We start from the raw sequence: 11048 nt of genomic DNA, 5'->3' as shown, positions 1-11048 counted from the left end.
AATTGACAAAACTTTAAGTTTAAGTAAGAAAAATAGTCTTGCTCATGTACTTCATCATGATATGATGATTTTCATGATATGGAATTAATCACAAATGGCGTTATTGTTTCACTCTACCTCTGAAGGAATTTAATTATGGTTTCATTAAGCAAGAATCAAACAGTTTCTCTCAGTAAACAAGCACCTACACTGAGCCATTTAATGTTTGGTTTGGGCTGGGATCCGATTAAGAAAAAAGGATTATTAGGCGGTCTTTTTGGTGGTGGTGGTTCTATTGATTTAGATGCAAGCTGCGTATTACTTGACGCAAGTGGTAATCAAATCGATACCATTTGGTTTAGAAAATTAAAATCAAGTTGTCAGTCAGTTATTCACTCTGGTGATAACTTAACGGGTGACGGTGATGGCGATGATGAGACAATTTTCGTTGATTTAGATCGTTTACCAAAAAATGTTGAATACTTGGTATTCACAGTAAATAGTTTCCGTGGGCAAACATTTAATGAAGTTGAAAACGCATTCTGCCGAGTTGTTGATAAAGCAACAAATAAAGAGCTGGTGCGTTATACCTTAACAGAGCAAGGCTCTCATACAGGTATCGTGATTGCTTCTTTACAACGTAATCATGGTCAATGGGATTTCACTGCGTTTGGTGCGCCTTGTAAAGGTCGTGTTATTAACGACATGATGCCTGATATTGTGGCTACGGTGGTGCGATAAATGAATATGACTCCAGGTGGGAATTTACCTGTTCCTAATCAAACACTAATCATTAGAATTCAATCAGGTGCACCTGTTGATGTATCTGCTTTTAGGCTTTATGCGACAGGTAAAGTGAATGGTGACACCGATATGGTGTTTTATGGACAGACAACTAATGATGATCGCACCGTTATTTATGCAACAGCAGGAAACAGCACCTCTTTTACTGTGGATTTAACGCGTTTACGCCCAGATGTTGAAAAAATTGCGTTTACAGCGACTTGTGAAGGTCGACAAACTATCGCAAATTTACAACGATTATCAATTCAAGTTGATGCTAATAACGAAGTTGTGGCGAACGGTAATGTTGATATCAACGGTCGTCCTGAAGCAGCATTAATTTTAGGTGAATTGTATCGTCGTAATGGTAGTTGGAAGTTTCGTTTTATCGCGCAAGGATTTAACGGTGGTTTAAAACCATTAGCTGAACACTTTGGTGTTGATATTGCAGATCCTGAGCCAGCACCAGCACCGAAACCGGCACCGGTTCCAACACCCGCGCCAAGTTCGGTGAACTTAAGTAAGGTCTCTTTAACTAAAGAAAAACCGGCAATCAGCCTAACGAAGAAAGATGACTTCGGTAAAATTCGAATCAATCTTGATTGGCATCGTGAGAGCAAAAGTGGGAGCTCTGGATTATTAGGTGGACTGTTTGGCGGTAATAAAGGTATCGATTTAGATATCGGTGCATTTGTTGAACTTCAACAAGGGCATAAGTCAGTTATTCAAGCATTAGGAAACGGATTTGGTGATTTCAATCGTATTCCTTATGTTGAATTGCAAGGCGATGATCGTACAGGAGATGTTGCTGGTGGTGAATGGATCTTTGTGAATGGGCGTGAATGGAAAAATATTAAGCAAGTGCTGATCTTCGCGTTTATTTATGAAGGTGTACCAAATTGGAGCAAAACGGATGGCGTAGTGACCATTCATGTACCTGATCAGCCACCTATCGAGACACGTTTAACGGATGGCAACAATGGTCGTGGTATGTGTGCAATTGCCCGACTAGTTAATGAGAATGGATCAATAAAAGTTGAACGTCTCAATGAGTTTTTTAAAGGCCACCGTGATATGGATAATGCCTACGGGTGGGGATTTCGCTGGACAGCGGGTTCTAAGTGATCAAGTTGATATAAGGAAAAATACCATGAGTTTTTTTTAACAAATTAAAAGAAGGTTTTAATACAGGGCGTTCTGAGTTAGCTAAGCAAGTTGGTCGCTTTAAAAACAAAAAAATTTATGCAAGGTACTGTTGCGGTTTGTGCACGTATCGCTATTGCCAGTGACGGTGTGAGTTCTGAAGAAAAACAGAAGATGCTCGGTTTTTTAAAAGCATCGGATGAACTTAAAGTTTTTGATACTTCTGAAGTTATCGAATTCTTTAATAAGCTAATCTTGAGTTTCGAGTTCGATACTGAAGTCGGTAAAGGCGAAACCATGAAGTATATTCTGGCAATGAAAGATCAGCCAGAAGCTGCGCAATTAGCTATTCGTGTCGGTATTGCTGTTGCGAAAAGTGATGGTGATTTTGACAATGATGAAAAAGAAGCTGTGCGTGCTATTGCCATTGCATTAGGCTTTGAGCCCGCAGAATTTGGTTTGTAATTAATTTAATATAGGGAACCGTTCAGGAATTATTATGGTATCCACACATATTGGTTTTCCGACAGAAACTGTCATTGTCTTTGTTGTACTTGCGATTGGCGCTATTTTTATCGACTTATTTATGCATCGCGCAGATAAGCCGATAACGTTAAAGAATGCCATATTTTGGTCTATATTCTGGGTTGCCATTGCAATGGCATTCGCAGGATTCCTTTATGTTCACCATGGTGCAGAAGTTGCGAGCTTATTCGTAACAGGTTATGCATTAGAGAAAGTGCTTTCTGTTGATAACTTGTTTGTCATGATGGCGATTTTCTCTTGGTTTGCTGTACCTGACCGCTTCCGTCACCGCGTTCTTTATTGGGGGATCATCGGTGCTATCGTTTTCCGCGGGATCTTTGTTGCCATCGGTACAGGACTGTTAAGTTTAGGACCATATGTTGAGATAGTATTTGCCTTAATCGTTGCCTGGACGGCAGTGATGATGCTGAAAAGCGGTGATGATAGTGAAGAAATTGAAGACTATTCACAACATCTTGCGTATCGATTAGTTAAACGATTTTTCCCTATATGGCCAAAAATCACAGGGCACGCTTTTGTATTAACACAAAAAGAAGTCGATGCTGAATTAGCTAAACCAGAAAACAAAGAAATTACTATCGGTCGTGGTACAAAAGCAGCGTTATATGCAACCCCACTTATGCTGTGTGTGGCGGTTGTAGAGCTTTCCGATGTGATGTTTGCTTTCGACTCGGTTCCCGCTATTATCGCAGTAAGCCGTGAACCCCTCATCGTTTATAGTGCAATGATGTTCGCAATCTTAGGCTTACGTACGCTCTACTTTGTGTTAGAAGCGTTAAAACAGTATCTGGTTTACCTTGAAAAAGCGGTTATTGTGTTGTTGTTCTTTATTGCTGCCAAATTGGGTTTAAATGCAACAGATCATATCTGGCAACATGGATACAGCATCTCCGCGACAACTAGCTTATTTGTTGTGCTAGGTGTTCTTGCTCTGGGGATTATTGCAAGCTTTGTATTCCCAGAGAAAAAAGATGATGAAGGTAAGACAAATTAATAAATATTCTTGAAAAATCAGAATATTAAAAACAAAACTAAAGAGGTTATAAAATGAGCGTTTCTCTTTCTAAAGGTGGTAATGTCTCTCTGAGCAAAGCAGCCCCAACGATGAAAAACGTCCTTGTCGGACTTGGTTGGGATGCCCGTTCTACAGATGGTCAAGATTTTGACTTAGATGCGTCTGTATTTCTGTTAGCAGCAAATGGAAAAGTGCGTAGCGATGCCGATTTCATTTTTTATAACAATTTAAGATCTGCTGATGGCTCAGTTGTTCACACCGGTGATAACCGTACAGGTGAAGGCGATGGTGATGATGAAGCGTTGAAAATCAAATTAGACATGATCCCAAATGATGTCGATAAGGTTATCTTCGTTGTCACTATCCATGATGCGCAAGCACGCCGCCAAAGCTTTGGTCAAGTATCAGGTGCATTTATTCGTTTAGTTAATGACGACAACCAAATCGAAGTCGCTCGTTATGACTTAACGGAAGATGCCTCAACGGAAACTGCAATGTTATTTGGTGAGTTATATCGCCATGGTACAGAGTGGAAGTTCCGTGCCGTAGGTCAAGGTTACGCGGGAGGCTTAGGCTCAGTTTGTGCTCAATACGGTATTAATGCCTCTTGATAACTGATTGGTAAAATACTAACCACTGGCAGTCATAAGATGTGATTGCCAGTTTATTCAATAAAGTAGGAGCTTTGATATGGCAGTTTCCCTCGTTAAAGGTGGTAATGTTTCTCTGACTAAAGAAGCACCAACAATGTCGGTTGCTATGGTTGGTCTAGGATGGGATGCCCGCGTGACAGATGGCGCAGAGTTTGACTTAGATGCGTCAGTATTCATGGTTGGTGAAGATGGAAAAGTACTTTCAGACGCCAGTTTTATCTTCTTTAATAACAAAGTGAGTCAATGTGGAAGCGTTGAACACCAAGGAGATAACCGTACTGGGGAAGGCGATGGTGATGATGAGCAAGTCAAAATCACTTTATCAAAAGTCCCTGCTGAAGTGAAAAAACTGGTATTCGCAGTCACTATTTATGATGCAGAAAACCGTAAACAAAACTTTGGTATGGTCAGCAACAGTTTTATGCGCGTTTATAACAACGACAATAACACTGAAATTGCACGCTTTGATCTTTCTGAAGATGCATCAACAGAAACAGCAATGATCTTTGGTGAGTTATATCGCCATGGTACAGAGTGGAAATTCAAAGCTGTGGGTCAAGGTTTTGCAGGCGGTTTAGGTGCGTTAGCCGCACAACACGGCGTAAATATCTAAGATCCTATTTAGCCCTCGCTTCTGCGGGGGCTATTTATTTTATCTTGATAAGAAAATAATCAGTCATTAAGACTCTTTTTTGTGGTGACTTTGATTGGTGAACCTTTCGTTTTACGACGACCTGTATGAAAGTGGCGCCAATGAGGATCTTGCGCAGCAAAAAGTAATTCATGATCGCCACGAGAGTCTCCCCATGCTCTTAAATGGTATTGTGTTAAGTCTCCATAGACGGCTTCTAGCCGTTTTATTTTTTCACCACAACGGCAGTTATTACCAATAATTTTTCCTGTCAGCTTTCCATCAACAACTTCAAGTGTTGTTCCTATTAACTTAATCCCTAATCGCTTTGCAAAAGGTTGTAACACCATCGCAGGTGATGCAGAGCAAATCGTCACTTCAGCATTGCTATTGACTTCTTCTGCAACAGCGAATAAGCCAGCAGGGCGCATTAATTTAGTCCAGTAAAGCTGACAAAATTGTTCTGCTTTTTCTTTTAACCACTGCTCGTCAATATTGGTTAAAAAAGTTTTGATCAGCACTTCTTTTAATTCATCACGGGTGAGTTTGCGTCTAAAACAACGCAATGTTGGTAATACCATTTTAATTAAACGGCGTGAGAACTTACGTTTACCAAAAGCGAATTTTAAAAATGGAATAAAGCTATCGTGATAGGTGAGTGTGCCATCAAAATCAAACACTGATAACGTTTTTACGGTGTTTTTCGCGTTTTCAAATTGGGGTTGCATACAGGGTAAGGCTCCGTAAATCATCAGAGTTTGAGAAATATATTTTACTTATTATATCATTGTTCTAAAAATGAGATAGAGGGAGGCTTATCTATTGATAAATAATGATTTTTACTCTTTCTTGATAGGAAATAGAACAATAAACTATAAAAAAGCCCCTTAGTGTTTAGGCTAAGGGGGAGACTTTATACTGTTGGCAAACAGAATAAGGGGTTAATAATATTCAATCATAAAGGTTGCAGCGCCATTGGCAGCACCGGCGGATAAGCGATCATCAACACGGATATAGCGCGCGCGCAATGGAATATTGACCGTTCCTGCTTTTTCCGTAATGGGTTGTGTAAAAGCGGTTGGCGTATTAAATTTAACAAAATCTTCGCCAGTCGTGCCATAAGCTAGCTGTATCCCCACACCTTTAGCCGCACCAGGTACATCGTTTACCTCAAAAGTGCCTGGGTACTCAATAATTGGTGGGTTTACGGGTTTAATGGTCACTTTTAGTTCGTTAGGATCGCGATCTGGAAAATGTTGACCCGCTTCACTTGTGTATACGTTACCTTTATCCCCTGAGTAATAACCTCTAAAGGCAGGACAATTGGTTAATATAATATCGGAGTTTATCCATTTGGTTGAACTGCCTTTGGCAGTAAGTGTGGCTGTTTTATGTGAACCAAGTTCTACCGTGTAATCTTGCGTTTTACAACTTGAAGATGCCACTGTTATGGAGCCTGTAATATCTATATATGAAGAAACAAAGGGAAATTCTGGCGCATCAACTTTGTTTTTATCGGGATAATTAACATCAAGTTGCATATGTGCAATGTTAGTTAGATCAAAAACACCCGGTTGAATTGGACCAATTTTAATTATTGAATAGTGTAATTGTGGTGCAGCAAAATATTGCATTGCTTTTCGATTTCCATTAAGTTCTCGTTGTCCTTCCCAAGATAATTTAGGAATGCCAAGTGGTAATGTATTCTCTCTATTTCGGCTTGCGAAAAATACAATACCTAAACCTGGATTATTTGTTCTAAAAACATTCGCTGGAATACCCGCACTGGTTACCGGTGTCCCAGTCGTGCTTAGTATTTTTAACTCTTGTCTTTCCATAAACTGGATTACTCTATTTGGATCTTCTGAAAAATCACCAAGACACCTATAATTTAGTGCTTTGTTTGCATAATCTATCTGTCCTTGATAAACAATGGAACCTATTGGCATATCAGGTCCAACAAAAATAGTACCGTTTATTATCATCGAGCGATTAAATGCAGGATTATCCATTATACATTTGACATCAGGTTTTGCCATGGCCTCTGCAGCAGGAAAAAGTAGAAGCATTAAGGCTAATGAGTTTTTAATAATCGGCTTCATACTTTATTCTCCACAGACACGAGTTAATTGAACAAAACTACTTGGGTTATCTTTATCTTGTGCTGGCGCACTATAGTTAATGCTACATTGCTGTATTTCACCTGGCCCCCATTTCACGGTTAAACGACCAGATGCTTTTTCAACGCGAGCGTAGAGAAGTCCTCCCTGACCTATGCTACCTACTTCATTGTTCTGCTCATCGTAAGCGACACTACCAAATGGAATAGCGCCGTTATCACGTTGAATTGTAATTAACAGAGGGATACCTGCATTGGTTTTAAATTCTACCTTCGTGATCGCACCTTCAAATGGTGCAATACGGGCTTGTGTATTTTGTAGCTCGATATTATTTGACATGCCTTTCGGGTTAATCGTGATGTCATTCATTTGATATGGGGTTAAATAAGGCACGGCAGCATGACCAAAGCCATCGATTTCAATCCCCGGATAACCACTGACTTTCGCACCTTTGGCGCCATCTGCTTCAACCACGGCAAAAGTATTACCTTGATAAGGGGTTGCAACCACACCACCAGACCAGCCGATTAATGAACCGCTAGCACCAATCGAACCATTCTGATAATGCTCACCTAAACCATAGTTAGCCGTTAAGTTGGTATAGTTAGTTTTTGCACTACCGTTTAAGGTCATACTTGAGCCAACACCATGGTGAGTATTCATTGCAGTTATGCCATAGTTATAACGGTTATTTTCACCGGCAGAGCCTGAGATCCCGATACGCTCACCGACATCACCTCGTCCATTACGTGTTAAGGCGGCGGTTAAGGTTGGCATATGATCTACACTTAAATCGTAGAGTGGTAAAATAAAGTTCAATTCAAAAGATGTCTCTTTTTTACCTTCCGCATTACGAGCTTGACCGACGTTTAAGCCATAAGAGAGACGCTTCCAACGGTTGTTATAACCCAGTTGGTATTGCAAATCGGTGGTATCATTATTCCAGTAGTTTTGCGTAAATCCACTGACATAGAATGTTCCCCAACCTTCAGGTAAACCTTGATCAATTGTGACATTAAAGCGGCTTTTTGGACGCCAAATATTATTGATACTTCGACCGTTACGTTCTTCATTTATTGCTTGAACAGCAGCGCTATAATCGTAGAATTTTTCGGTATTAAATTTATAAGCAGCAATCGTCAGGTTACTATTTGTGTCTTGAATAAATTTACTGTAACTGATTTGATAACTTTGTCCGCTATTCACTTTTGATGGCGTTGTATTCAAGTGCAAACGGGCTTGAGTGATGTCAGCAGAAAATGCCCCTAATGGGGTGCTTAATGCAAAACCAGCTTGAAGGGCGTAATAATCAGCACCTGTACTCTGTATACCCGCATACCCTGTTATCAGGTTAGTTAATCCACGGCGATAAGTGGCTTGATATAATGTTGGATCATAATCAACTGCTGATGAATTTAAATGACCCGCTGCCACTGTATAGTTATGTTGTCCAGGGCGCAGTAACTGGACAACGGAAGCGTAATAGACTCTGAAATTCTGTTGCGAGCCGTCAGATTCTTGGATGGTGACATCCAAGTTACCGCCATATCCTGATGGATAAAGATCATCAATTTCAAATGGACCCGGTGGCACGGCAATTTCATGGATCACTCGTCCATCTTGACGAATAATGACTCGTGCATTGGATTTTGCGACCCCACGGATTGTCGGCGCAAAGCCGCGTTGTGAGTCAGGCAGCATTTTCTCATCACTAAAAAGCTGAATACCTCTTAGTGGTTGAGAATCAAAAAGTTGTCCTGTCGTAAGAACATCACCAACTTGAACCACACCTTTTATTGTGGTGATAATGCGTTGCAAATAATTATAAGTTGATGTGTAGTCATGACCATTTTGTTCATTCCATGAATAGTTCCCAGTGTGATGGAAACTCCATGTCCCTAAATTAAGGTTGCTATTAACACCAACGAAAGCTGATTTGTCATTAGTGCCATTATTGCGAGACATAAAATAGTTTGCGTTATAGCTCACTAATAGCGCATTTATACCTCGTTCCCAAAGTGATGGGCTCACATAACCACGAGGTTTATAGCCAACAAGAGCCTGTGGTGTATTAATCGTTAAACGTTGGACTGAATGGTCATAGTTGACTTCCGTTGAGGGGACAAGCTCGGCTAATGCAATACATTCATGCTGTTCTAATGCACTTTTTAGTTGCGGGAGAATTTTATCACTTTTAAAGCCCACCAGACTGATAATATCTTTAGTTAAGCAAGGTGATACTTGACCATTTGGCATATCTTTAAAGGTAACGGGCATTCTTGCCATAAATTGGCTATTAACATAGATTTCAACATTCCATGTACCTGGCAAGAAAGTATTTTCTTTATTAAAGCGACTAATATCAATCTCACCTTGAGCAGTATTCATAAAAATAGGATTAAATGAGAGTGCACCATTTCCATTTCCATTTGCATGAGAAGACTCACTCTTTTCTGTTGATGAGACAGCGCTATTTTGTAATAAAGGTGGCGTATTGTTCGATAACACAGGTGTGCCATTAGATAGCCATTTATTATTTTCAATCTCTGTTATATTTTCTGCATAAGTATAAGGTGTTACTAAAAATAAAGTCGCACTGGCAGATATTATAATAGTTTTTAAAATATAACTGCTCATTTGAATATTCCCATGTGTTTTATGAAGTATTGAGAGTGCTAGAGTTTTGTTTCCACTATTTTCATTGCACCCCAATCATTCACATAACGATAAGCAATCTTGCTACCTAATTTTGCCGACACGCCATTGGGGAGCGTAAATTCGTGTTGACCTAATGGAGGAACGACTTCACCATCAATTGGGTTTTTCTCATTATCTGCAAGCGTGATAGAAACGAGTGAAACAAAGTAAGGTGAATTATTAATTGCTTTTAACTTGTTACCAGTAATTGAAAATTGAAGATTTTCTGCGGCATTTATTGCCCCTATTTTATCTTTTAGTGCATCAGGGCGATAAAATAGTTTTATTCTAGAGCGATAAGCAATTTGTAATTTATTATCTACTTCTGTATTCGCATTTGGTGGTATTTCTAATACATTTAACCAATAAATAGATTCTTTATCTTTTGGTAATACTGTGGCACCTGTAAAACGAATTCTTAATGATTGTGATTTTTCTGGTTCAATACGAAATACGGGGGGCGTTAATACAAACGGAACTTGAATAGTTTCAGGTTTTGCATCAACATTACCAGTATCAATCCAGTTTTGAATTAATACAGGTACTTTCCCTTCATTACTAATTTTTTACTGTGACTTCTTTTTTCATTTTTCATTATAAATAACACGAGTGCCACTAATAATAACACCAGCGTTTACCCATGTTGGAATGATTAATAATAAACTAATAAAAAAGCTTTTAATTAATTTAGTGGTTATCATATTTATCTTTATTCCATTAATAAAAAGCAAACAGAGAGGAGGCGCTCCCCTCTGTTTATTTTGATTATTTATACTGCAGAGTATAAACAACGCTACTTGTTACTTTACCCGCTTCAGTTTTACCGATAGCGTAGTATTCAACAGCGTATGGGAGAGTGGCTTTATCATCAGTAATTGTGTAGTAAGTCGTATCATTTACTTGAGATGTATTACCTACTTTAATTGCCTCGAAGTTAGCACCATCTAACAGTTGTAATTGAACTTCTTTTGCACCTGTTGCAGCAACATCCATGTTGTTCAGACGACCTGTTGCTTGGTCTACAGTGGCTCCAGTTTCAAAGAAGGCAGAAACAGTGCTATGACCTTTTTCACCGACTTTACAATCAGATAAGTTCATATTAAATGCAGTACGTCCAGTTACATCACCTGCATTTTGTAAAACATTGGTACTGACTGTTGGTAGTGTAATTGTCGCATCAGGACCTTGGCCTTCGATATCAACTTTACACGTTGTATCTGTTAATTCACCATTAAAAGTAATAGTACCTGTATTATCAGCAGCGATTGCATTACCCGCCATCAGACCAAATGCCATTGCTAATGATGCACCAATGATCGATTTTTTTCATTCTAAATTCCTTTGTTTTATATTAGATAATTACATTTTAATAAATCACTAAATATCTAAATTAATATTTAGTGATTTATTTACATGCTATTACTGTGAAAATAAATAAAGGCAATCCATGGCAAATAAAATACTTAATAAGTATTTTTTAT

Annotated in this window: 10 protein-coding genes and 1 pseudogene; 6 read left to right on the top strand and 5 right to left on the bottom strand. The window is 39.1% G+C overall.

The window, feature by feature from the left end; genetic code table 11:
- The first annotated feature begins 135 nt into the window (after nucleotides 1–135).
- From BHE89_RS00810 to BHE89_RS00785, 6 genes and pseudogenes are all read left to right on the top strand, one after another.
- Nucleotides 136–720 (top strand): TerD family protein, encoded by a 585-nt coding sequence (locus BHE89_RS00810; protein ID WP_069369674.1) that lies wholly within the window; start codon nucleotides 136–138, stop codon nucleotides 718–720.
- A complete protein-coding gene (locus tag BHE89_RS00805; RefSeq protein WP_069369673.1) occupies nucleotides 721–1887 on the top strand; it encodes a TerD family protein in 1167 nt (388 codons plus the stop codon).
- Nucleotides 1888–1919: 32 nt separating this feature from the next.
- Nucleotides 1920–2370 (top strand): annotated as a pseudogene (locus BHE89_RS00800) (tellurite resistance TerB family protein); the annotation flags it as partial.
- Between the two features lie 34 nt (nucleotides 2371–2404).
- The gene (locus BHE89_RS00795) at nucleotides 2405–3445 is read left to right on the top strand and encodes a TerC/Alx family metal homeostasis membrane protein (RefSeq protein WP_069369671.1); all 1041 of its coding nucleotides are present in this window, start codon (nucleotides 2405–2407) and stop codon (nucleotides 3443–3445) included.
- A 53-nt stretch (nucleotides 3446–3498) separates the two neighbouring features.
- Entirely contained in the window at nucleotides 3499–4077 is a 579-nt protein-coding gene (locus BHE89_RS00790) for a TerD family protein (RefSeq protein ID WP_006536043.1), read from the top strand.
- Nucleotides 4078–4156: 79 nt separating this feature from the next.
- Nucleotides 4157–4732, top strand: a complete 576-nt coding sequence (locus tag BHE89_RS00785; protein ID WP_069369670.1) for a TerD family protein — start codon at nucleotides 4157–4159, stop codon at nucleotides 4730–4732.
- A 59-nt stretch (nucleotides 4733–4791) separates the two neighbouring features.
- On the opposite strand, the gene BHE89_RS00780 is transcribed toward BHE89_RS00785, so the two are convergent.
- The 5 genes from BHE89_RS00780 to BHE89_RS00760 all read right to left on the bottom strand — a co-directional run bounded on the left by BHE89_RS00780 (nucleotide 4792) and on the right by BHE89_RS00760 (nucleotide 10863).
- Nucleotides 4792–5478, bottom strand: a complete 687-nt coding sequence (locus tag BHE89_RS00780) for an HAD family hydrolase (protein ID WP_069369669.1) — start codon at nucleotides 5476–5478, stop codon at nucleotides 4792–4794.
- A 213-nt stretch (nucleotides 5479–5691) separates the two neighbouring features.
- A complete protein-coding gene (locus tag BHE89_RS00775; RefSeq protein ID WP_069369668.1) occupies nucleotides 5692–6852 on the bottom strand; it encodes a fimbrial protein in 1161 nt (386 codons plus the stop codon).
- 3 nt (nucleotides 6853–6855) lie between these two features.
- Nucleotides 6856–9507, bottom strand: coding sequence for a fimbria/pilus outer membrane usher protein (locus BHE89_RS00770; RefSeq protein WP_077885160.1), 2652 nt, complete (start codon nucleotides 9505–9507; stop codon nucleotides 6856–6858).
- A gap of 38 nt (nucleotides 9508–9545) precedes the next feature.
- Complete coding sequence (locus BHE89_RS00765) at nucleotides 9546–10130, bottom strand: fimbrial biogenesis chaperone (RefSeq protein WP_286145796.1); 585 nt, start codon at nucleotides 10128–10130, stop codon at nucleotides 9546–9548.
- A gap of 202 nt (nucleotides 10131–10332) precedes the next feature.
- Nucleotides 10333–10863 carry a fimbrial protein gene (locus tag BHE89_RS00760; protein WP_128860261.1) on the bottom strand — a complete coding sequence of 177 codons (531 nt, stop codon included), beginning with the start codon at nucleotides 10861–10863 and terminating at the stop codon, nucleotides 10333–10335.
- Between the last annotated feature and the right edge of the window lie 185 nt (nucleotides 10864–11048).

This window comes from Shigella sp. FC1967 (assembly GCF_001743005.1).
Lineage (GTDB): Bacteria > Pseudomonadota > Gammaproteobacteria > Enterobacterales > Enterobacteriaceae > Proteus.
This window is presented reverse-complemented; position numbering and strand designations above follow the sequence as displayed.